The sequence below is a fragment of the Citrobacter sp. Cpo147 genome (assembly GCF_030332405.1).
GTDB classification, from domain to species: domain Bacteria; phylum Pseudomonadota; class Gammaproteobacteria; order Enterobacterales; family Enterobacteriaceae; genus Citrobacter; species Citrobacter portucalensis.
In genome coordinates this window covers 69,619-93,090 of the sequence record NZ_JAOWHX010000040.1, presented here as the reverse complement: position 1 = coordinate 93,090, position 23,472 = coordinate 69,619, and the positions used below count along the sequence as shown (strand labels likewise).

Here is a 23,472-nt window from a genome sequence, read left to right as displayed (position 1 = left end):
CTACACTAAATCTAAATATAAGATGAAACGACTTTTCGCCTTGATGGTGTTAATGACATGCTTTGTCCATGCCGAAGAGCCCGGTAGTCAGTTTTTGAAAGCCGCCGAGTCCGGAGACCGACGTGCACAATATTTCCTCGCTGATACCTGGTTTAGCTCAGGCGATTTGGGTAAAGCGGAATATTGGGCGCAAAAAGCCGCCGACAATGGTGATGCCGATGCTTACGCATTGCTGGCTCAGATTAAGATTACCAATCCGGTCAGTCTGGATTACCCCCAGGCCAAAACGCTGGCGGAAAAAGCGACCCAGGCAGGCAGTAAAACCGGGGAAATTACGCTGGCGCGTATTCTGGTCAACACTCAGGCTGGACACACCGATTACCCCAAAGCCATTACCTTGCTGCAAAACGCCTCCGAGGACCTGGAAAACGACTCCGCCGTCGACGCGCAAATGCTGCTTGGGCTGATTTACGCCAACGGCGTGGGTATTCCCGCAGACGATGAGAAAGCGACGTGGTATTTCAAACGTAGCTCTGCCATTTCCCGCACCGGTTATTCCGAATACTGGGCTGGGATGATGTTCTTAAACGGTGAGCAGGGTTTTATCGTGAAGAATAAACAGAAGGCACTGCACTGGCTGAATTTGAGCTGTACGGAAGGATTCGATACCGGCTGCGAAGAGTTTGATAAGTTAACCAATGGGTAGCCGTTGTAGGCCTGATAAGCGTAGCGCCATCAGGCAACCCGGAGCAGGTTGCCGGATGGCGGCGTTGCCTTATCCGGCCTACAAGGCGGTCTTATCAAACTGACCTAATACTTCGCGCTCATAGGCCAGCGCTTTTTTGCGGTCAAATTTGTGTTCCCACTTGGAGATAACCAGCACCGCCAGTGCGTTACCCACCACGTTCAGCGCGGTACGCGCCATGTCGAGGATACGGTCAACACCGGCAATAAACGCCAGGCCTTCCAGCGGGATCCCCACGCTGCCCAGCGTTGCCAGCAGCACCACGAATGATACGCCCGGCACGCCCGCAATCCCTTTCGAGGTCACCATCAACGTCAACACCAGCACGATTTCCTGCCACAGCGACAGGTCGATACCATACAGCTGCGCAATAAAGATCGCGGCAATACTCTGGTACAGCGTTGAACCATCAAGGTTGAATGAGTAGCCGGTCGGCACCACAAAGCTGGTGATTGAAGCCGGTGCGCCATAGGCTTCCATCTTCTCGATAATACGCGGCAGTACGCTCTCGGAGCTGGCGGTAGAGTAAGCCAGAATCAACTCGTCTTTCAGAATGCGGATCAGGATCCAGATGCTCAAACCGCAGATACGCGCGACAATCCCCAGCACCACCAGTGCGAAGAACAGGATGGCAAAGTGCACCAACAGCACCAGCTTCGCCAGCGGCCACAGGGAGGCAAAACCGAAGTTCGCGACGGTAACGGCAATCAGCGCGAAAACGCCGACTGGCGCATAGCGCATAACCATGTGGGTCACTTTAAACATGGTTTCGGAAATAGAGCGGAACACGGTAACCAGCGGCTCGCGGTGAGTTGCCGGCAGGGAAGACAAGCCTAAACCGAACAGCACCGAGAAGAAGATAATCGGCAGCATATCGCCTTTTGCCATTGAGGCGACGATATTGGTCGGCACCAGTGACAAAATTGTCCCCATCAAACCATGCGCGTGGCTCTGTACTTCTGCAGTCGTGCTTTGATATTTCGAAATATCCACGGTCGCCAGTTGCGACATATCAATCCCGGAACCCGGCTGGAACACATTAGCCAGCGTGATCCCAAGGATAATCGCCACGGTGGTGATCACTTCGAAATAGAGAATAGTTTTGGCGCCAATGCGGCCCAGCTGTTTTGCATCACCGACTCCGGCGATACCGACAACCAGCGTAGAGATGACAATGGGCACAACGATCATTTTGATCAGATGGATAAAGATATCGCCCGCCGGTGACAGCAGGTTTACAACCAGCCATTCACGGCTGTCACTATGGTAATGCAGGTAACTCCCTAGCAGAATGCCCAGCACCATGGCGATTAGAATCTGCCATGCCAGGCTGACTTTCAAATTTTTCATAACAACGGACTTCCTCGATGGAGCGCTATTCCACATGCGTTGTGTGGGAATAGTACATACTGAAAGGGTATGAATTGTGTTGCGTTCGTTTATGGAGTTTTTTAACGCTTATTATCATTATCATCTGCATGGCATTCCGCGCAACCCTCTAAGAACAGGGCTTTTGGCTGATTTTATGCATAAAAATGCAATTTTATCGCGGTATTAATGAATAACTTTTTGTTATAAAAGAATTTTAATATGTTCAAAAATGAAGAAGTCATGGTGTGAGTTTTTTTCGCCCATTTGTTCGTTTGCCTGTTTTTTAAACAGGCCAAATGATACAAATCACAAAAAAAACAAATTTATTTTTGCCGATTCTGTAATAACTTCGCCATATTAATAGAGTCAACGAGCTGTGCCCGGTTCACCCTCGACGAGTTTAAATCCATAACCTTTTGCCACACTGAAATAGCCTGGGCGTAGTCTGCCTGCATAAACGCATCTGAGGCTAACAGCATCAGCGCGGTGACCTCTGCCGGGTCCAGCGCCAGAGCCTTATCAATCATCTCGCGAGTGGGCGGCGTCATATGTTGTCCGGCCTGGTAATACAATACCGTTGCCATCGCTGAATAGATCTCAGCATTTTCACCGCCGACACGCAGCGCCTGCTCGTAGGCCAGCAGCGCATTATGATACGCGTTTTGCCAAAGATAATACTCCCCGAGTTGCGCCCATTTCACGCCGTCCTGGGGGTTAGAGCGAATCTGCGATTGCAGCAAAAGCAGCTGTTTTTCCTGAATATTTTCATCGGAGAAAGCATGTAAAGGGTCCGCCAGTCGCGTCTGCTCCTGACGAACCACCTGCCATTTTGGCGTCAACAGGTAGCCTCCAATACAGGCCACAACCATCAGCACCGCCGCAGCGGTCAGCCGCTTCATGGGCATTGGGCGTAACGACGGTTCGCACTGGTTCATTGCTCACCCTCCTCCGTATGCTGACGTCTTCTCACTCGCCAGACCACCACACCTACCAGCAATAACAACAGGCACGGTAACGCCCACAGCAGCAACGTTTGCTCATTCAGCGGCGGATTATAACGAACGAAGTCACCATAACGCTCGGTCATCCATGTCGTGATCTCAGCTTCGCTTTTCCCTTCCGCCACCATGCTATAAACCTGATGGCGCATACTGACCGCTACCGGCGCATTGGATTCCAGCAAGTTTTGGTTTTGACACTGCGGGCAACGCAGTTGGCTGGCAATAGACAGCGCTTGTTCTTGCTGCTGCGGGTTGGCAAACGTCCATGTGTCCACAACCTGGGCATGGGTAGCGAAAGGGATGAAAAACAGGAGGAGCGTTAAGAGTAAAAATTTTTTGCCGGAAGGCGCTGCGCTTATCCGGCCTACGGTTCGCGCTGCCTGTAGGCCGGATAAGGCGTTTACGCCGCCATCCGGCAACGCTGTTATTAATTTACGCATCACGCTTCCTTCCTCGCCATCCGCTCAGCAGCGCGCCAAAGACCATTAATAGTCCCCCACCCCAAATCCAGCGCACGCCGGTCTGCACGTACAAACGCATGGCATAGCGGTCAGGTCCGGTTTTTTCACCCATTACCGCGTACCAGTCATGCATCAGATTCCAGCGGATCCCCGGCTCCATCATCTGTTGACGGCGCGCGGCATAGAAGCGCCTTTCGGGTTGCAGGCTGCCAATACGTTTCTCATTGTGCCACAGCGTGATCTGCGCTTTTTCACTGGTGTAGTTACCTTTGGCTTCCAGGTCGAGACGCTCAAAACGGAAAATGTAACCCGCCAGTTCAACCTGCTGCCCAGGGCTCAGGTTCAGGCTTATCTCCTGACGGCTACCGCTGGAAAAGACGATCCCCGCCGCAAACATCAGCACCCCGGCATGCGCCAGCAGTGCCGGAAGCTGGATGCGGAAAGACACGTTGCGGCTTCTGACCGTTGCCAGCACGATAACCAGCAGCATCAGCAGGCCAAAAGGCAGCGTAGCGCGGTTAAAGTACGGTGCGCCTACGGAGAGCCGTCCCCAGCCGAACAGCCCGTAAATCATCGGGTAGAGCGTGCCAATCAACACAATCAGCAGCACCGCACTAAAGAGCAGCAGCGCAACCAGAATCAGCATCTCGCGTGACCAACCGCCAAAACGCGCATTCTGCCGGACTTGCTGGCCCCGCCAGGCGTACAGCCCGAGCGACGCCAGACTCAACACGGTAAACAGCGCAAACAGCGGCGCGGCGCGGACGTTATCCAGCGCGAAAGCATGCACCGAAACGAGAATGCCGGAACGCACAATCAGCGTCCCCAGCAGCGATAAAATCAGCGTGACGATCGCCAGTAGCAGCGACCAGTGGCGGAAGATACCGCGCTGGCGCGTGATATACAGGCTATGCAGCAGCGCGCTGGCGGAAAGCCAGGGTAATAAGGAGGCATTTTCAACCGGGTCCCAGAACCACCAGCCGCCCCAGCCCAGCTCGCAATAGGCCCACCAGGAGCCGAGGATAATTCCCAGCGTCAGCGCGCACCAGCCGGGCAGCGCCCAGCGCCAGCACACCCAGGCGCTCTGCGCATTAAAGTCACCACGTAGCAGCGAGGCCAGCGCCACGCCTGCCGCCACCATCAACCCACCGTAACCCAGATACAGCAGAGGTGGATGGAGGATTAACCCGAGATGTTGCAGCATCGGGTTAAGGTCGCGCCCTTCAATGGCTGGCGGGAAGATGCGCACGAACGGATCGGACCATACCACCACAAACAGCAGCAGCAGGGCCGTTATCATTGAAAGGACGCTGAGCGTCAGCGGAAACAGCGCGTCGGTATCACGCCGATAGCGTAAAGCGAACAGCGCGCTCCAGCCGGAAAGAAACAGCACCCACAGCAGCAGCGATCCTTCATGACCGCCCCACACCGCCGCCAGTTTTAATCCCCACGGCAGTAGACTGTAGCTGTGCTGAGCAACGTAGACCACCGAAAAATCGCTGGTCAAAAAGCAGAATACCAGAATGGCAAAAGCCAGCAGTAGCAGGGTAAATTGCGCCCACACGCCCACCGTTGCAAGGCGCATCACCCCTTGCCAGCGCTGGCGGACACCCACCAACACGGCAAGCGGGGTCAACACGTTGACCCCAAGGCTTAATAACAGCGCCAGAAAACCGGCTTCAGGAAGGAGAACGTCCAGATATCACCTTACGCAACAGTTAGCTGACCCGCATAGAGTATAAAAAAACGCAGCAGCAGTACGCCGGTCAGGCTGGCGCCGCACACTGCCAGCACGCCATGAAACGTCGAACTGCGGTTGGCCCAGGGTTTTAGCAGCATCGGCAGTATCAGCCCAAGCCCAGCCACGCCAAGCCAGAACCACCAGGTCCAGAATCCGCCGCCCAGTGCCGCCGCCAGCGCGCGCATTTTGCCGTCATCGCCCAGCGCCAGACCGACGAAGAACGCCGCCAGCAGGAAGATCTCCAGCCATACCACCGGGACTTCCATGCGGTGCACAAAGTGCGCTTCGGTGCTGTGCGGGTTGCTACGATGGCGTAACGCCATGGCGATCAGCGCCACCGCGGCGCCGGAGGAGATCCCAGAGAACAGGAACAGCACCGGCAGAATCGGGTTATTCAGGAACGGGTAAGATTTCAGCGCCGACAGCAGGAAGCCGGTGTACGCCCCGAGCAGAACCGCCAGCACCAGCATTAACGTCTCAAGCGCACGATGGAAAGGCCCGATCAGCGTCAATACTTTCTGCACGATACCTAACCGCGGCAGCCAGCGCTGTTGCAGGGCAATCACCTCTTTTTCAAAGATTTTTGCCAGCCACAGCACTAACACCACCATGTACAACTGGAACAGCATGACCCCCATTGACATCACCGAAGTGAAGCTGTAGTGGAACATCAGTTTCCAGAAAGTCCATGGACGCGTCAGGTGGAACACCAGAATTAACAGACCGAAGATAATCGCCCCCGGTCCTAACACCAGAGTAGTGCGCAGCAGCGTGCTGTCCGAACCGCCCGCCTCCGGATGGAAGCGACGCAGCAGAATCGCCAGCGTGACCAGTCCGGCAGAGATACCTATCAGGAACAGATAGATGGCAATGGGCCAGTCCCACACCAATGATTCAAAATGAAATGCAGAAGCGGATGTCATTGGCTCACCTCCCCAAATTTAAAGGGAACGCGGTAGACCTTCGGTTTTGTACCCAACGCCAGCTTGTAACGGTAGGTCGTTTTCTGCTGCAACAAACGGGAGATATCGCTGTTGGGATCGTCCAGATTACCAAACGTCAGCGCCTTCGTCGGACATGACTCAACGCAGGCGGGCTGTTTGCCCGCTTTCAGGTTGGTTTTCCGGCAGAAATCGCATTTATCCGCCGTTTTGCTCACCGGATGGATAAAGCGCACGCGATAAGGACACGCGGCGATGCAGTACTGGCAGCCAACACAAAGGTCCGGGTTCACATCCACAATGCCGCTGGCGGCATCGCGATACGATGCCCCCGTCGGGCAGACGTCAACGCAGGGAGCGTGGTCGCAGTGCTGGCACGAGTGACGGAAGAAGCGATACTTCACATCAGGAAACGTACCCTGTGGCTCACTGCGAATAATCGTCAGACGCGATACGCCTTCCGGCACGTTGTTGACTTCGCGACAAGCATCCATACAGGCCGTACAGCCGATGCATAATGACTCATCATGTACCATACCGTAACGCACGCCGTTGATGTTCAGCGTCTTCGCCACAACGCGCCCCGCCGTCCCGCTCACTGCCACCAGCGCGCCGACGCCGGTGATAAACTGGCGACGAGAGCAACTCATGGATGCTCCTTAAGCAACGGAATCGACGCCGGGTTAAAGTTCGGATTGTTACGCTGATCGCTGTGGCAATCGACGCAAATCTTGATCCGTCCTTTATCGCTCAGCGTTTGCATCGTGTCTTGCTTCGGATGCAGTGAGTGACAGCTGGCACACGCCACTTTGGTTACGTGGACATCGTGCGGCCAGAACGCTTTTTGCAGCTGCTCAGGCAGGTGACAGGACATACAGACGCTGTTCTGCTGCTCCACGTTGTACATCGGCTCATTAAAGCGCATCACATCTTTCACCCCTTCACGGTGATTCGGTGACGGCTGGCCGTGACAGTTGGTGCAGGTGACCGGCAGTTTGTTATTCGGGTTGATGACTTCCGCATGCTTACCATGCATGCCTTCGGTATCCGGCTTGTGACAGTCCAGACAAGCGGCATCCGGATTACGCTGTTGGGTAACCGTCCAGCGTTGATCCGACTCCTGCGGCGTTGGCGTGGCAGTGATTCCACTCAGGCTCCATAACAAGCCTGACGCCAGCACCCCAGCAGTTAATAACGAACGTAATACGCTCATATTCACTCCGTTGAGTTATCCGCCCCTTGCGGGGCGAAATGGGGTTATTGGCTTAACAGACCGTTTTTACGCGCCTGATCTTCCCACTGCGGAATCACCGTTTTGATGAAGTCCTGCTTCTCAGCATTGATTTGCTGCATGTTCAGACCAATCGCCGCCTGGGCTTTCTCTTTGGTCGAGATATCCGGCAACGGAATTTCATGCGTGATGCCTTTGGTCGCCAGCAGACGGACCAGTTTGGTACGCGCGTCAGCGGCTTTATCCATTGCGCTACCCAGCATCCGCAGACCTTCTTCCGGGGCGTGCATATGAATGCCGTGTGAGGCGATAGACAGGTCCCAGCGCCATTGTGCGTGACGGATATCTTCCAGAATCGGCTTCATTTCCGCTTCAGTCGCGCCCGCATCCCATGCGGCTTTCGCTTCGAAGTGCGCACGAACCAGCTGATCTTCAACCTTGATTTTCAGGTCATGAATGGCCTGTTTACGCTCGGCGACCACTTTTTGCAGGGACGCTTTGTCCTGGGTGTGGCAGTTCGCGCAGGTCTGAGGGAAGTTATCGAACGGATTACCAATCTTATGGTCGGTGTAGATCTTGCCTTCCGCGTTTTGCACTTTCGGCATGTGGCAGTCGATACAGGTCACGTTGTTCTTGCCGTGAATGCCCGCGCTCCAGGTTTCATACTCCGGGTGCTGCGCTTTCAGCATCGGCGTTTTAGACAGGGAGTTGGTCCAGTCAGAGAAAGCAATGTTGTCGTAGTATTTCTCCATGTTCTCGACTTTCATGCCGTCGTCCCACGGGAACTTAACGGCTTTGTTTTTACCGTCGAAGTAGTATTCCACGTGACACTGGCCGCAGACCATGGATTGCTGGTCAAAGCGACCGGCTTTCTCAAACGGTTTACCGATGGCTTCCATCGCGCGTTCTGCATAAGGACGCGACAGAGTCAGTTCTGGCTTGCCTTTGGCGAAGTCTGGTGACGCGGTATTATGGCAATCCGCACAACCGAGGTTGTTAACAATTTCCGGACCGCCGCGCGCCCATTTACCGTGGAAGTAGCCATCTTCACCGTCTTTCTGGATAAGACGCGCTACGTCCGGGCTTTTACAGCTCCAGCAGGCCATCGGCAACGGACCATCTTCTGCCGTTTTTGGTGCGCCGGTACGTAAGGTTTCACGGACATCGGTCACGGCATACGCGTGTCCCCGCGGTTTGTTGTAATCGCGCGAGAATGGGTATCCCGCCCACAGGATCACCAGACGCGGATCTTCTGCCAGTGCATCTTCACGGGCTGATTGCTCAGACGTGGCTTTCCAGGAGAGATATTGATCGGGATGCTGAGGTGCGAAGGTTTCATTCTTCGCTTCAACGGTGACGGTTTTTGCAGGTACAGAAGTTTGTTCAGCGTGAACAGCAGAAATAAATAATAAAGGTAATAACAGGCTGAAGAAACGGCGTACGCGTGATTTTATCCTTGCCATAGGGGTCTCATCCAGATGACGCCATTATCTGCAATGGCGGTTCTTTTATTGTTTTCCACAACAGCAACCACACGAATACTGTCATGACATTGCTCCACCCTATTTGTAACAAGAAACCACACTGAAAATGTTGTTTTTAATCAATTGTAAGTGTATGTAAAATACCACTTTAGAGTTATAACACCCCTCTAACCTCTCACTCTTTTGTCTAATTCAGAGACAGATCACCTTTTCAACAATCCTTTAGATAACTGCATGTTATCGCGAGATTTGATCAATTTTTGCTAGTTCCCTTCAAAATTCAGTTTGTCGCTAATTTGCACAATTCGTTTATTGCGTGATCTGCCGCGCAAATACTAAACAAAACTCTCAAAGCCCCTACATTTAACGTTTATGAGACATATTATTAACATCCTACAAGGAGAACAAAAGCCATGAGCCAAATACATAAACACGCTATTCCCGCAAACATTGCGGATCGTTGCCTGATAAATCCGGAGCAGTACGCAGAGAAATACCAGCAATCCGTTAACGAACCCGACACATTTTGGGGCGAGCAGGGAAAGATTCTTGATTGGATCAAGCCGTACAGCCAGGTGAAGAACACCTCCTTCGCACCAGGCAACGTGTCTATTAAATGGTACGAAGACGGCACCCTGAACCTGGCCGCAAACTGCCTTGACCGCCATCTGCAGGCAAACGGCGATCGTACCGCCATTATCTGGGAGGGCGATGACGCTACCCAAAGCAAAAACATTACCTATCGCGAGTTGCATCGCGATGTCTGCCGTTTCGCCAATACGCTACTGGATTTAGGCATTAAAAAAGGTGACGTGGTGGCCATTTATATGCCGATGGTGCCAGAGGCTGCGGTTGCCATGCTGGCCTGTGCCCGCATAGGGGCCGTGCATTCTGTCATCTTCGGCGGTTTCTCACCGGAAGCCGTCGCCGGACGTATCATCGACTCTAATTCACGCCTGGTGATCACCGCCGATGAAGGCGTACGCGCCGGACGCGCTATCCCGTTGAAAAAGAACGTCGATGATGCGCTGAAAAACCCGAACGTGAAAACCGTTGAACATGTGGTCGTCCTCAAACGTACCGGTGGTAAAACGGAGTGGCAGGAAGGCCGTGACCTGTGGTGGTCCGATCTTATCGAGAAAGCCAGCTCAGAACACCAACCGGAAGAGATGAACGCGGAAGATCCGCTGTTTATCCTGTATACCTCCGGTTCAACCGGCAAGCCGAAAGGCGTGCTGCACACCACCGGCGGGTATCTGGTCTACGCTGCAACCACCTTTAAGTACGTGTTTGATTATCATCAGGGCGATATCTATTGGTGTACCGCTGACGTGGGTTGGGTAACCGGACACAGCTACCTGCTGTACGGCCCGCTGGCCTGCGGCGCAACCACGCTGATGTTTGAAGGTGTGCCAAACTGGCCAACGCCTGCGCGTATGTCGCAGGTTGTGGACAAGCACCAGGTCAATATTCTGTATACCGCACCGACCGCCATTCGCGCACTGATGGCAGAAGGCGACAAAGCGATTGAAGGTACTGACCGTTCGTCGCTGCGTATCCTGGGTTCCGTTGGCGAGCCGATCAACCCGGAAGCGTGGGAGTGGTACTGGAAGAAGATCGGCAACGAAAAATGCCCGGTCGTCGATACCTGGTGGCAGACCGAAACTGGGGGATTCATGATCACCCCACTGCCGGGCGCTACCGAGCTGAAAGCCGGTTCTGCAACCCGTCCGTTCTTTGGCGTACAGCCTGCGATTGTCGATAACGAAGGTAATCCGCTGGAAGGCGCGACGGAAGGTAACCTGGTGATTACCGACTCGTGGCCAGGCCAGGCGAGAACCCTGTTTGGCGATCATGAACGCTTTGAGCAAACCTACTTCTCTACCTTCAAGAATATGTACTTCAGCGGTGACGGCGCGCGCCGTGACGAAGATGGCTATTACTGGATCACCGGACGAGTGGACGATGTGCTGAACGTCTCCGGCCACCGTCTGGGAACGGCTGAAATCGAATCAGCGCTGGTGTCGCATCCGAAGATTGCTGAAGCCGCAGTGGTCGGTATCCCGCATAACATTAAAGGTCAGGCGATCTACGCCTACGTCACGCTGAATCACGGCGAAGAACCGTCACCTGAGTTGTACGCCGAGGTTCGCAACTGGGTGCGTAAAGAAATTGGCCCGCTGGCAACGCCAGACGTGCTGCACTGGACCGACTCACTGCCGAAAACCCGCTCCGGCAAAATCATGCGCCGCATTCTGCGTAAAATCGCGGCGGGCGATACCAGCAATCTGGGCGATACCTCGACCCTCGCCGATCCTGGCGTAGTTGAGAAACTGCTCGAAGAGAAGCAGGCCATCGCGATGCCATCATAACAAAGTCCTGAAAATGCCGGATGGCGACGCGAAAGCGTCTTATCCGGCCTACAAATCTGACCCTACCCTCTCTTCACCGGGAGGGAAATATAAAAAACCTCCCCCAAAGGATTTCGCGTTGCAGGACTGCGACAGCAGCCAGGTCATGCCTGCTGCGCGAAAGACGAAGGGGACCTCTGGAGAGCTCTGTGATGAATGACCAAATTTATCAGCGGATAGAAGACAGTGCGCGTTTCAGGGAGTTAGTGGAAAAACGGCAACGGTTTGCCACCATTCTGTCCATCATCATGCTGGCAGTTTATATCGGCTTTATTTTATTGATTGCCTTTGCGCCGGGCTGGCTGGGTACTCCGCTACACGCGGGAACCAGCGTCACCCGCGGTATTCCGATTGGGGTCGGTGTGATCCTTATCTCCTTCATCCTGACCGGGATCTACATCTGGCGGGCAAACGGTGAATTCGATCGCCTGAACAATGCGGTTCTGCACGAGGTTAAAGCATCATGAAGAGAGTCCTGACGGCGCTTGCCGCCACGCTGCCCTTCGCCGCAAACGCGGCGGATGCTATTAGCGGTGCAGTCCAGCGCCAGCCAACCAACTGGCAGGCGATTATCATGTTCCTGATTTTCGTCATCTTTACGCTCGGCATTACCTACTGGGCGTCAAAGCGCGTACGTTCGCGTAATGACTACTACACCGCTGGCGGTAACATCACCGGTTTCCAGAACGGGCTGGCGATTGCGGGCGACTATATGTCGGCGGCATCGTTCCTCGGGATTTCCGCGCTGGTGTTTACCTCGGGTTATGACGGGCTGATCTATTCCCTCGGCTTCCTGGTTGGCTGGCCAATTATCCTGTTTCTGATTGCTGAGCGTTTGCGTAACCTGGGTCGTTACACCTTTGCCGACGTTGCGTCTTATCGTCTGAAGCAAGGGCCAATCCGTATTCTGTCCGCCTGTGGTTCCCTGGTGGTGGTTGCGCTGTACCTGATCGCGCAGATGGTTGGTGCAGGTAAGCTGATTGAGCTGCTGTTTGGTCTGAACTATCACATCGCTGTCGTACTGGTTGGCGTGCTGATGATGATGTACGTTTTGTTTGGCGGCATGTTGGCGACCACCTGGGTACAGATCATCAAAGCCGTACTGTTGCTGTTCGGTGCCAGCTTCATGGCCTTTATGGTGATGAAACACGTCGGCTTTAGCTTCAATAATCTGTTCACCGAAGCGATGGCGGTACACCCGAAAGGCTCAGCCATTATGAGCCCGGGCGGGTTGGTAAAAGACCCAATCTCCGCACTGTCGTTGGGTCTCGGCCTGATGTTTGGTACGGCAGGCTTGCCGCACATCCTGATGCGCTTCTTCACGGTTAGCGATGCCCGTGAAGCACGTAAGAGCGTGTTCTACGCCACCGGTTTTATGGGTTATTTCTACATCCTGACCTTTATCATCGGCTTTGGCGCAATCATGCTGGTAGGTGCTAATCCGGCGTACAAAGATGCTGCGGGCGCGCTGATTGGCGGTAATAACATGGCGGCGGTTCACCTGGCGAATGCGGTAGGCGGTAACCTGTTCCTCGGCTTCATCTCAGCAGTGGCCTTTGCCACCATCCTGGCGGTGGTTGCCGGCCTGACGTTGGCGGGCGCATCGGCGGTTTCTCACGACCTGTACGCCAACGTATTCCGTAAAGGCGCAACTGAACGTGAAGAGCTGCGAGTCTCGAAGATTACCGTACTGGTGCTGGGCGTGATTGCTATTCTGCTCGGCGTGCTGTTTGAGAACCAGAACATCGCCTTCATGGTGGGCCTGGCGTTTGCTATCGCGGCCAGCTGCAACTTCCCTATCATTCTGCTCTCCATGTACTGGTCAAAACTGACCACGCGTGGCGCAATGTTGGGTGGCTGGTTAGGCCTGCTGACGGCGGTTGTGCTGATGGTGCTTGGCCCAACGATTTGGGTCCAGATCCTCGGACACGAAAAAGCCATTTTCCCGTATGAGTATCCGGCGCTGTTCTCCATCAGCGTAGCATTCCTCGGGATCTGGTTCTTCTCAGCCACCGACAACTCAGAAGAAGGCAACCGCGAACGCGAGCAGTTCCGTGCTCAGTTCATCCGTTCCCAGACCGGGTACGGCGTAGAACAAGGTCGCGCGCACTAACTTCCCTTCTCCTCCGGCTTTCGGGCCGGAGGATTACATCCTTTCTCAGAACATCAGCTTCGCCACCAGTGGTGCCACCAGCACCATCACCACGCCGGAAAGCATCATCACCAGGCTGGCAACGACCCCTTCCTGCTGACCGAGCTCATAAGAGCGTGCCGTGCCTGCGCCGTGCGATGCTGCGCCAAATCCTGCGCCTTTCGCCATCCCTTCACGAATAGAAAGCCGTAAAAACAGCACATCGCCGACCGCCATACCAAATACACCGGTCACCACCACGAACAATGCCACCAGGTCCGGCTGCCCGCCCAACGGTTCTGCCGCCGCCAGCGCAAACGGTGTGGTGACGGAGCGCACCGCCAGACTGCGTTGGATCTCATCAGGCAACATAAACAGGCGCGCCAGCCATACGGAACTGGTGACGGCCACCAGCGTTGCCGTTACCACGCCCGCCGTCAGCGACATCCAGTGACGCTTAATCACGGCAAGGTTGTCATACACCGGAACGGCAAAGGCGATGGTAGCCGGGCCTAACAGCCACAGCAACCAGTGCGATTCACCAATATAGTTTTGCCAGGAGATATGGCCGAAAACCAGCATCAGCACCAGCAGGGCCGGGGTGAGAACTAATGGCATCAGGGGTAATTTACGAAAACGGCGATACAGACGCTTATTGGCAAAGTAGATACCCAGCGTAATCACCAGACACAATACGCTTAACTGGAAATTACTCACGGTTTAGCCTGCGCATTTCATAGCGATACACTTTATCCACGACCCACGCCGTTGCGCCGAGCACCATCAGCGTACTGATCGCAATCACGGCAAATATACGCCAGCCATCAACCAGCAACAGCTGCGTGTAATTCACAACGGCGACCACCGCCGGGACAAAAAACAGAAGCATTTCAGCCAGTAACCAGCGAGCACCTGCGCGAATCCAGTTCAGCGGGATAACTCGACAGACAATTAACGCCAGCATCAGCACCATCCCTACCAGGTTGGCAGGAAGCGGCAGATGCAGCCAGGAGACAAGATATTGAGCAAATACAAAGAGACCTGCATACAACAGAACCTGAACGGGGATCTGGAGTCGATGAATAACGGCAGGCGTCACGCGGCTTATCGCCACAGCCATGAGGGTATGTCCTTAAAAAATAGAGAGCGCCAGTATAGAGAGCCCCCGTCCAGGACTGAAATGAATTAAACTCATTGCAGGCATAGTCTTAAGGAATAATCATGGATATCAGAACGCTGAGATATTTTGTTGAGGTGGTTCGTCAGCAGAGCTTTACCCGCGCAGCGGAGAAGCTTTTTGTCACCCAGCCCACCATCAGCAAGATGTTGAAGAACCTTGAAGACGAGCTTAACTGCACGCTGTTAATCCGCGACGGTCGGCGACTGCTGTTAACCGACACCGGGCAGGTCGTTTTCGAACGCGGCCTGGCGATCCTTGCCGAGTTTCGCCAGCTTGAAGCAGAACTCAGTGACATTAATCACCTCAACAAGGGCGTGCTGCGCCTCGGTATCCCGCCCATGGTGGGGATGTTGATGGCCGGGCCGATCGGCCTGTTTCGCCAGCGCTATCCCGGCGTGGAGCTGAAGGTCTCTGAATTTGGCGGCTTAACCGTTCAGCAGGCGGTAATGAACGGTGACCTGGATGTCGCGATGACCGCGCTGCCGGTTGAAGAAGAGAGCGGTCTGGCAACCCTGCCGCTTTTTAGCCATCCACTTTGCGTGTTGGTTCCTCGCTCCGGTCAGTGGACAACGTGCGAATCCATTCCCCCTGAGGCGCTGGCGGAACATCCGCTGCTTATCTACAACGAAGATTTCGCGTTGAGCCGCCAATTGCTTGAGCTGTTTAGCCAACACAACGTCAAGCCCCGCATAGCGGTGCGCAGCGGGCAGTGGGATTTTCTGGCGGCAATGGTACAAGCCGGAGTCGGGATTGCCATTTTACCAGAGCCGATTTGCCAGCGACTGGATAAGCAAACGTTGCGCTGGATCCCTCTGGAGAGTGACTTACGCTGGCAGTTGGGCATGATTTGGCGCGAAGGCGTTTATCTGTCGCACAGCGCCCAGGCGTGGCTCAAATGCTGTGAAGGGTTTTGGCTACCGCAAGCGTCGTAAAATGCCGGATGCGGCCTACATCGGTATGCTGGTCTTGTAGGCCTGATAAGCGTAGCGCATCAGGCACACCCGTCGCCGGATGCGGCTAACGCCTTATCCGGCCTACATCGGTATGCCGGTCTTGTAGGCCGCATCAGGCACTACCGTTTACTGATTCTCGATCAACAGCGCTTCCAGCAAATCCAGGTCGTGCAGTAATTTTTGCAGCGTTTCATTGCTGATTTCACGCGTGGCGCGCAGGTGATAAAGCTCCGCGCGTTCTGAACGTAGCGCTGCCAGGCGGAAACGCCGTTCGAGGTTTTCTTCCTGCATCGAGCTTTCCACATCGTTGCGCCCGTCGGCGCGTCGGCGCAGGTTACCAATCACGCGTGAACTCACCTCGGTGAGCAACTGGTTATCGATGTTCTCTTCGGTGTCCGCGGCCAGTCGCTCCTCCATTTTCTGGATCGCGACAATCGCCACTTCTGCCGTGGCAGCGCGGGCAATACGTTCCTCCTTCTGCTGCTGCGAGTGGTCTGCCACTTCCAGATGTTGTAGCAGAATCGGCAGCATCACCACGCCAACAAACAGCGAAAACAGGATCACGCCTGCGGCAAGGAAGATCAGCTCATATCGCGCCGGGAAGCCGCTACCGTCTGGTAACAACAGTGGAATGGAGAGCACACCAGCAAGAGTAATTGCCCCGCGTACACCGGCAAAAGAGGCGATCATGATTTCACGCGTCGTCCAGGATCCAAACTCCATCGGTTTTTTCTTCAGGAAGCGCAGACTGAACTTTTTCATGGTCCACAGCCAGCCAAAACGTACCAGCATTAGCGCCACGTAAATCAGCACGACATCGGTAAACAGCATCCAGATTTCAACATTCGGATCGGCCTCGGCCGCCGCCAAAGAAGACTCCAGAATTCCCGGTAACTGTAGCCCTAACAGCAAGAAGACCATGCCGTTAAATACAAACTCCAGCATCGCCCAGGTACTGTTAGCACGTAAACGCATCGCCAGCGGCGCGCGGCGCATCACCCCGGAACGGGTGATCGTCATCCCGGCAGCGACCGCCGCGAGGATACCGGAAACGCCGATATGTTCCGCAATCAGGTAAGACGCAAACGGCAGCAGGAACAGCAGGACGATTTGCGTTGCCGGCTCGTCACCGCCCCAGCGGCTGAGGAAGCGCAGGGAGCGGCCGTACAGCCAACTGACGACAAAACCAGCCAGGATGCCGCCAATCGCCACTTTGAAGAACTCAAGCGTTGCGCCACCAACGGTGAATACCATCGTGCCCATCGCCACGGCGACGGCAAACTTCAGAGAGACCAGACCGGAGGCGTCGTTCATCAACGCTTCGCCCTGCAGGATACCCATGATTTTCTTCGGTATACGTCCCTCTCCCACAATGCCGGAAAGTGCGACAGCATCGGTTGGCGATAGCACAGCAGCCAGCGCAAAGGCTGGGATGAGAGGGATCCCCGGCACTAGCCAGTAAATCATAAAGCCAATGCCGACCACCGTGACCAGTACCAGCGCCAGCGCCAGGCCGAAAATCTCTCGCCCGTGCTCGAGAAACTCACGCGTTGGCGTCTTCCAGCCATCGGCAAAGAGCAGCGGCGGGATGAACAGAACCAGGAACAGCTCAGGATCGAATTCCACATGCAAACCAAACGTCGGCCACGCCAGCAAGGCGCCGATGGCGATCTGCATAAGGGGTAAAGGAAGTTGGAAGGGCAATACGCGAGTAAATACCCCCGACAGCGAGACCACAAGGGTCATGATGAGTATGGTGAAAAAGATTTCCATGCGTTCCCTGTTTGCGATGTTTCTTATGATTGCTAATGAGAGGCGTCGTGCCTCAATTCTATCTAATTGAGAGTAACGCAAAAGACAACGAGTGTGTTCTGAAAATGAAAACGGGCGGCCAAAGCCACCCGTTTTTAGGATCGTCAGGAAATCAGAATCAGATAGCCCAACCGCCGGCGTAGAAGGCCACCAGCGCGATGGCGATCACCACGGTGCCGATGTTCAGTTTGCGCCATTCACCAGAAACGATGCGGCCAATTACCAGGGTAGCAAAGCCAATCATGATGCCGGTAACGATGTTACAGGTCAGCACGATAAATACGGCCGTAACCAGTCCTGCCATCGCGTCGACAAAGTCAGCAAAGTCGATTTTCGCGACGTTGCTCAGCATCAACAGGCCCACATACATCAGCGCAGGTGCCGTTGCGTACACAGGTACAAGATAAGAGAGCGGAGAGAGGAACAGAATCAGCAGGAACAGTACGCCAACGGTGATCGCTGTCAGGCCGGTTTTACCGCCTGCCGCCGTACCCGCTGCGGATTCAATGTAAACCGCCGCCGGAGCTGCACCCACCAGACCAGAGAACACGCTGCTCAGGGAGTCAGTGGTCAGCGCTTTGCCACCGTCGATAATCTGTCCGTCTTTATCCAGCAGATTCGCCTGTCCGGCTACCGCGCGGATGGTTCCGGTTGCATCGAAGACAGCGGTCATGACCAGCGCCAGCACGCTCGGCAGGACAATCGGGTTCAGTGCCCCCATGATATCCAGGCTGCCGATCAACGAGTTGCCGTTTTCATCACTCAGAGACGGCATAGCAAAAATGCCGGAGAAATGCACGGCCGGGTCGAAAATCAGACCAACCACGGAAATACCGATAATGGTCAGCAGAATGCCACCCGGTACTTTCAGTTTTTCGAGGCCAATAATCACCGCCAGACCAATCAACGACATAATGACCGGGAAGGTATCGAAGTCACCCAGCGCAACCGGCAGGCCGTCCAGCGGGTTCTTAATCACCAGGCCAACACCGTTTGCCGCAATCAGCAGCAGGAACAGGCCGATACCAATCCCCGTGCCATGCGCAACGCCCTGCGGCAGATTGCGCAGGATCCAGCTACGGATACCGGTCGCGGAAATGATGGTAAACAGGACACCCATCAGGAACACCGCACCCAGCGCAACGGGCACGCTAATATGTTGGCCCAGCACCAGACTGAATGCGGTAAATGCGGTCAGAGAAATGGCGCAACCAATTGCCAGCGGCAGGTTTGCCCACAGGCCCATCACGATTGAACCGACGCCTGCGACCAGACAGGTCGCCACAAATACAGCAGCAGGCGGGAACCCGGCTTTACCCAGCATCCCCGGAACCACGATAACGGAGTAGACCATGGCCAGGAAGGTCGTTAATCCGGCAACGACTTCCTGACGAACGGTACTGCCGCGGAGCGAAATTTTAAACCAGGCGTCGAGTGAACCGCCGGTACGCGCTGAAGGCGTAGACATAGAAAACATCCCCTGAGAGTTTATTTTTTCGTCATTATGCGTGCTGGACAATCCACTGCCTGCTAAACGTTTTCTCCATGTGCCAGGTTTGCGTCAATAGGGGTGTCGCAAAAAAGCAAACGTTTAGCTCCGCGCATAAAAAACGGGTGGTAAAAAAAAGCAAACGATTATCCAGCGATCATACGCTGGTTTTCAACTGAACTTTGCCGCTTTTTACTCATTTCTTCTTATAACGCGCAAGAAATAACCAGTCGATGCGCAAACGTTATCGTCAATGCGCAATTTGGCAACAAATTTCGCGGAGTTATTACAACATCGGCGTGTTTATTTCGCGCAACTCGCGCAAGAAAACAGGTGAAGATGCATAAAATTTTTTGGCTAAAAAATCACCATTTCACTGGCAAATGGAGGGAGGTGGCTTACACTTACATTATCAACACAGGCCGGAACCTCCCCTAATGTGCTCGACTGAGGGGTGTTGATGTCGGGGGAAACCCTCCCGTGAACCAGCGGGATAGAGTGAAAGACAAAGACCGGAACCAAACTAAAGCGCCCTCTGTGGCGCTTTAGTTTTATGCCCTTCATACCCATCACATATTTTAAACCAATTAATCATCTTCCAGCAGCCGCGCTCCGGTCCCCTGCTCGCCAAGCTGATCGCCTGGGTTACGCAACGGGCAATCGCTGCGTGACAAGCATCCGCAACCAATACACCCATCCAGCTCATCACGTAGCGCCACCAAAGTATGAATGCGTCGGTCCAGTTCTTCACGCCATTGCGAAGAGAGCTGCTTCCACTCTTTGGCACTAAGCGAATGCCCCTCAGGTAATACACCTAACGCGTCACCGATCGTGGCCAGCGGGATCCCGATGCGTTGAGCAATCTTGATTATCGCGACGTAACGCAACACATCACGTTTGTATCGCCGCTGATTGCCGCTATTGCGCATGCTACTGATTAACCCTTTGCTTTCATAGAAATGCAGGGTCGATACCGCCACGCCGCTACGTTTGGCGACTTCACCTGGTGTGAGCAGCGCTTTTATCCGGGGTAATTTCTTTTCCATAAATCGCTTTACCTCAAGTTAACTTGAGGAATTATACTCGCCCACAGACAAAACGACGAATCGAATACTGAGAAAGAGGCAGCCCTATGTCCCATCAGCAGATTATTCAGACCCTTATTGAATGGATTGATGAACATATCGATCAACCGCTGAACATTGAGGCGGTGGCGAAAAAATCAGGTTACTCGAAGTGGTATTTACAAAGAATGTTCCGCACGGTGACGCGCCAGACCTTGGGTGACTACATCCGCCAGCGTCGACTTTTGCTGGCCGCCGTTGAACTACGGACAACTGAGCGACCTATTTTTGATATCGCGATGGATCTTGGTTATGTGTCGCAACAAACCTTCTCGCGTGTGTTTCGCCGCGAATTTGATCGTACTCCCAGCGACTACCGCCATCGTCTGTAAGATTATTGCCCGCTCTGCGTCAGTATGGCGGGCGACCGTTGTATCCAGTGCATGAACTCCTGCGGCGGCAGCGCCTTCGCAAAATACCAGCCCTGACAATACTGTACGCCGCGTTCAAGCAGCCATTCGATTTGCTCCTTCGTTTCCACCCCTTCCGCAATCGTCTTCAGGTGTAAGCTTTGTGCCATCTCAATAATATGTTCGGCAATCAAGTGACTGGTGCTATTAGTGGACAACGTGCTAATAAACGATTTGTCGATCTTCAGGATATCGACATTCAGCGCTGACAAATTATGCAGATTGGAATATCCCGTGCCAAAATCATCAAATGCCACTTCATAACCCGCCTTGCGGAACGCCTGGATTACGGGGGTCATTTTATGTACATCTATGAACCCACGCTCGGTCACTTCGACTTTAATTTGCTGGGCCGCCACGGAGTACTCACGATTTTTGTCGTTAATCAGAGCAATCAATCGGGATGAATGAAAGTCAGAAGCGGAAAGGTTAATCGAGATAGAAAGCTGAGGATGCGCCGAAAGAAAATACCCCAAATCGTTGAACACCTCTTCAACGACATAATCCGTGATCCGCTCAATCATTCCCTCTTTTTCAGCCAGTGGAATAAACTCCGTCGGGCTCATCACCTCACCTTTACAGCCCGGCCAGCGCAGCAGAGCTTCAGCACCAACACATTGCCCATTCTTAATATCAATGATCGGCTGGTAATGCAGGCAAAGCTGACGTTTTTTGATCGCGCGTTTTAATAAGCGCCGGGGAGATAAGTATTCCTGGCGCGTGCGCCACCACATTAGCAGTATCAGGATGCTGCAGATAATCCCGAAGGGAATGGTTAATGCCGCCTCGTGATAGAAAATCTGACTTACGCGGTTGTCTGAGGTCGACACAATAATCGCAATTGGACGTTTTTCTGAATGCACGATGGTGTAGAAGCGATCGTCTTGTTGAAAGGTCGAGGCTTCACCGCGTATGAGCGGCGCGAATTGCGCAATATTCGCCGCTTCGCTGGCAGAGAAAAACGTATCTGTTACTGTGTCATACACGCCCCATGAGAGATCCGGATCATCTGACATGACTTCGCTGTAGGACAATGGATTGATGACTGCGACGTAGTTCCCGCGTTGCATGTACGTCATTCTGTAGCCAGCGAAAAAAGGGGTATCGCGGTAGTAATAGATGGAGATATCCGGCGTACGTTTATAATCGGCTGTCGGCATAATATAAGTAACAGGCGGCGCCATCGACGTAGAGCACAAAAAGTGATCGCCCTGCGCATAAATTAGCTCACTGATATATAAACGACCGCGAATAATATTTAGCATACTTTTCTGATGTGCCGGGGTACACATCTTACCCTGATACAACTGGGCCATATCACGCGCCAAATCAGCTTGTAGGATCACCAATTCTGTTTTATTTAACACCAGTTGAGCAAAAGAGCGGAGTTGGCTATGGGTTTCGGTCATCGCCCGGATGTGTGCAAACCATATCGCCAGCACCACGGGGAACAATACCACCATGAATGTTCCCAGGAACTTCAGCAGCTTGCGTCGCGCTCTGTGATTCATGTCAGCCCTATTTCCCTGTTTCGTATATGCCAGAACCCATCAAGGCAGGATGCTATAAACACCGACTGATTAAGTTGCATGAATCTATCAGTATTAGCAACAGACTTCTCTATGTAAAAGTCTGATAATAGTTGATGATGATATTATTTTTCCGTAAGGCAAACTTAAAGTCATGCTTATTTCATAACGTTATTATCCCCAAGGAGTAATTTTTTATGAGCATTATCCTGGCTGCGTTTAAGAAATTCATTAAAGTTTTTTAACGTTTAATTTAGGATAAATATAACAAGTAGATTAAATGCATGTTTAAAGCATGGTTATTTTTTATCAACCCTTCATTAAATAAAGCCACACATTTAGAGTGGTTTTAGCCCTACAAAAATAACGTCCAATAGTGGTGAACAAACGACCAGTTGTGATATATTTCACAAAAATCATGTAACAGAAACAATGTTTCATTCATGTTATTGCCCGTCGATAGCCAGAGTATCACACCCTCGGTGAACACCCCCGCGCTGTCCTGGGCATCCAGACTTTCTGAGGACGTTTTTCATGGCGACAATAACAACTGGCGTGGTTCTTCTGCGGTGGCAACTACTCAGCGCGGTGCTGATGTTTTTAGCCAGTACGCTCAATATCCGTTTTCGTAAATCAGATTATATTGGCCTGGCCGTCATTAGCAGCGGTTTGGGGCTGGTTTTTGCCTGCTGGTTTGCGACTGGATTGCTCGGCATAACCCTGGTGGATATGTCCGCTATCTGGAAGAACATTGAAACCGTGATGGTTGACGTGATGAGCCACACACCGCCAGATTGGCCGATGGTGTTGAACTGATAACAAAATTGCATATGGCTACCCCAGTCTTGAGGTAGCCATTATTTTCAGCGTAACACAGTGGGATTAGAACGGAATATCGTCGTCGAAATCCATCGGCGGCTCGTTAGACGGCGCAGCCGGAGCTGACTGTTGCGGACGAGACTGCGCGCCGCCGCTGAACTGGTTGCCACCCTGCGGCTGCTGAGGTTGACCCCAACCGCCCTGCTGCTGACCGCCACCTGCCGGAGCACCACCACCCTGACGACCACCCAGCATTTGCATGGTGCCGCCAACGTTAACCACAACTTCTGTGGTGTACTTTTCTACGCCGGACTGATCGGTCCATTTGCGGGTACGCAACTGACCTTCGATATAGACCTGAGAACCTTTACGCAGATATTCGCTGGCCACTTCCGCCAGTTTGCCAAACAGCACAACACGGTGCCATTCAGTCTGCTCTTTCATTTCACCGGTCGCTTTATCACGCCAGGATTCGGAAGTAGCCAGCGTAATGTTGGCAACTGCGCCACCATTCGGCATATAGCGTACTTCCGGGTCCTGGCCCAGATTACCGACGAGAATCACCTTGTTTACGCCTCTGCTGGCCATGATCGTGTCTCCTGAAAAACGTTACTGAATAAGTGTAAGCGCGGGATTGTA

At 53.5% G+C, this 23,472-nt stretch carries 20 protein-coding genes and 1 pseudogene; 7 read left to right on the top strand and 14 right to left on the bottom strand.

Translation table 11 applies throughout. The annotated features are described in order from the left end of the window. Nucleotides 1–22: 22 nt before the first annotated feature. Nucleotides 23–706, top strand: a complete 684-nt coding sequence (gene yjcO / locus OGY06_RS20510) for a Sel1 family TPR-like repeat protein YjcO (RefSeq protein WP_032934129.1) — start codon at nt 23–25, stop codon at nt 704–706. A gap of 78 nt (nt 707–784) precedes the next feature. On the opposite strand, the gene gltP is transcribed toward yjcO, so the two are convergent. The 7 genes and pseudogenes from gltP to nrfA all read right to left on the bottom strand — a co-directional run bounded on the left by gltP (nt 785) and on the right by nrfA (nt 8,954). Continuing rightward, nucleotides 785–2,095 (bottom strand): glutamate/aspartate:proton symporter GltP, encoded by a 1,311-nt coding sequence (gene gltP, locus OGY06_RS20505; RefSeq protein ID WP_003826659.1) that lies wholly within the window; start codon nt 2,093–2,095, stop codon nt 785–787. A gap of 344 nt (nt 2,096–2,439) precedes the next feature. Next, nucleotides 2,440–3,051 carry a heme lyase NrfEFG subunit NrfG gene (gene nrfG, locus OGY06_RS20500; protein ID WP_164563237.1) on the bottom strand — a complete coding sequence of 204 codons (612 nt, stop codon included), beginning with the start codon at nt 3,049–3,051 and terminating at the stop codon, nt 2,440–2,442. After that, nucleotides 3,048–5,277 (bottom strand): annotated as a pseudogene (gene nrfF / locus OGY06_RS20495) (heme lyase NrfEFG subunit NrfF). Before nrfF ends, nrfG begins: the two are co-directional and overlap by 4 nt. A gap of 8 nt (nt 5,278–5,285) precedes the next feature. After that, nucleotides 5,286–6,242 carry a cytochrome c nitrite reductase subunit NrfD gene (nrfD, locus tag OGY06_RS20490; RefSeq protein WP_063941232.1) on the bottom strand — a complete coding sequence of 319 codons (957 nt, stop codon included), beginning with the start codon at nt 6,240–6,242 and terminating at the stop codon, nt 5,286–5,288. After that, entirely contained in the window at nt 6,239–6,910 is a 672-nt protein-coding gene (gene nrfC / locus OGY06_RS20485; RefSeq protein ID WP_003031761.1) for a cytochrome c nitrite reductase Fe-S protein, read from the bottom strand. Before nrfC ends, nrfD begins: the two co-directional genes overlap by 4 nt. Further along, nucleotides 6,907–7,473, bottom strand: a complete 567-nt coding sequence (gene nrfB, locus OGY06_RS20480) for a cytochrome c nitrite reductase pentaheme subunit (protein ID WP_003826649.1) — start codon at nt 7,471–7,473, stop codon at nt 6,907–6,909. Before nrfB ends, nrfC begins: the two co-directional genes overlap by 4 nt. A gap of 44 nt (nt 7,474–7,517) precedes the next feature. Then, nucleotides 7,518–8,954, bottom strand: a complete 1,437-nt coding sequence (gene nrfA / locus OGY06_RS20475; protein ID WP_003826647.1) for an ammonia-forming nitrite reductase cytochrome c552 subunit — start codon at nt 8,952–8,954, stop codon at nt 7,518–7,520. Between the two features lie 434 nt (nt 8,955–9,388). Here nrfA and acs point away from each other — a divergent pair, with 434 nt between their 5' ends. The 3 genes from acs to actP all read left to right on the top strand — a co-directional run bounded on the left by acs (nt 9,389) and on the right by actP (nt 13,499). Continuing rightward, nucleotides 9,389–11,347 (top strand): acetate--CoA ligase, encoded by a 1,959-nt coding sequence (gene acs / locus OGY06_RS20470; RefSeq protein ID WP_003826645.1) that lies wholly within the window; start codon nt 9,389–9,391, stop codon nt 11,345–11,347. A gap of 191 nt (nt 11,348–11,538) precedes the next feature. Next, nucleotides 11,539–11,853, top strand: a complete 315-nt coding sequence (locus tag OGY06_RS20465; protein ID WP_003826643.1) for a DUF485 domain-containing protein — start codon at nt 11,539–11,541, stop codon at nt 11,851–11,853. Continuing rightward, a complete protein-coding gene (gene actP, locus OGY06_RS20460) occupies nt 11,850–13,499 on the top strand; it encodes a cation/acetate symporter ActP (protein ID WP_003826641.1) in 1,650 nt (549 codons plus the stop codon). The genes OGY06_RS20465 and actP overlap by 4 nt, the downstream gene beginning before the upstream one ends. Before the next feature lie 45 nt (nt 13,500–13,544). Here actP and OGY06_RS20455 read toward each other — a convergent pair whose 3' ends face one another. Beyond that, on the bottom strand, nt 13,545–14,234 hold the full coding sequence (locus OGY06_RS20455) for an LrgB family protein (protein ID WP_003826639.1): 690 nt from the start codon (nt 14,232–14,234) through the stop codon (nt 13,545–13,547). Beyond that, nucleotides 14,227–14,637, bottom strand: coding sequence for a CidA/LrgA family protein (locus OGY06_RS20450; protein WP_003826638.1), 411 nt, complete (start codon nt 14,635–14,637; stop codon nt 14,227–14,229). Before OGY06_RS20450 ends, OGY06_RS20455 begins: the two co-directional genes overlap by 8 nt. A 101-nt stretch (nt 14,638–14,738) precedes the next feature. Between OGY06_RS20450 and OGY06_RS20445 the strand changes: the two genes are divergently transcribed. Continuing rightward, complete coding sequence (locus OGY06_RS20445) at nt 14,739–15,629, top strand: LysR family transcriptional regulator (protein WP_003826636.1); 891 nt, start codon at nt 14,739–14,741, stop codon at nt 15,627–15,629. 147 nt (nt 15,630–15,776) lie between these two features. On the opposite strand, the gene OGY06_RS20440 is transcribed toward OGY06_RS20445, so the two are convergent. The 3 genes from OGY06_RS20440 to soxR all read right to left on the bottom strand — a co-directional run bounded on the left by OGY06_RS20440 (nt 15,777) and on the right by soxR (nt 19,997). Continuing rightward, complete coding sequence (locus tag OGY06_RS20440; protein ID WP_003826634.1) at nt 15,777–17,423, bottom strand: Na+/H+ antiporter; 1,647 nt, start codon at nt 17,421–17,423, stop codon at nt 15,777–15,779. 157 nt (nt 17,424–17,580) lie between these two features. Then, on the bottom strand, nt 17,581–18,930 hold the full coding sequence (gene ghxP, locus OGY06_RS20435; protein WP_003826632.1) for a guanine/hypoxanthine transporter GhxP: 1,350 nt from the start codon (nt 18,928–18,930) through the stop codon (nt 17,581–17,583). Between the two features lie 608 nt (nt 18,931–19,538). Next, the gene (gene soxR, locus OGY06_RS20430; RefSeq protein ID WP_003826630.1) at nt 19,539–19,997 is read right to left on the bottom strand and encodes a redox-sensitive transcriptional activator SoxR; all 459 of its coding nucleotides are present in this window, start codon (nt 19,995–19,997) and stop codon (nt 19,539–19,541) included. Between the two features lie 86 nt (nt 19,998–20,083). Here soxR and soxS point away from each other — a divergent pair, with 86 nt between their 5' ends. Continuing rightward, nucleotides 20,084–20,407 carry a superoxide response transcriptional regulator SoxS gene (gene soxS, locus OGY06_RS20425; protein WP_003031731.1) on the top strand — a complete coding sequence of 108 codons (324 nt, stop codon included), beginning with the start codon at nt 20,084–20,086 and terminating at the stop codon, nt 20,405–20,407. Between the two features lie 2 nt (nt 20,408–20,409). Here the strand turns inward: soxS and pdeC are convergent, their stop codons facing one another. After that, a complete protein-coding gene (pdeC, locus tag OGY06_RS20420) occupies nt 20,410–21,996 on the bottom strand; it encodes a cyclic di-3',5'-guanosine monophosphate phosphodiesterase PdeC (RefSeq protein WP_003826627.1) in 1,587 nt (528 codons plus the stop codon). 552 nt (nt 21,997–22,548) lie between these two features. Between pdeC and OGY06_RS20415 the strand changes: the two genes are divergently transcribed. Further along, nucleotides 22,549–22,830 (top strand): YjcB family protein, encoded by a 282-nt coding sequence (locus OGY06_RS20415; RefSeq protein ID WP_003826625.1) that lies wholly within the window; start codon nt 22,549–22,551, stop codon nt 22,828–22,830. Nucleotides 22,831–22,896: 66 nt separating this feature from the next. On the opposite strand, the gene ssb1 is transcribed toward OGY06_RS20415, so the two are convergent. Beyond that, a complete protein-coding gene (gene ssb1, locus OGY06_RS20410; RefSeq protein WP_003826621.1) occupies nt 22,897–23,421 on the bottom strand; it encodes a single-stranded DNA-binding protein SSB1 in 525 nt (174 codons plus the stop codon). Between the last annotated feature and the right edge of the window lie 51 nt (nt 23,422–23,472).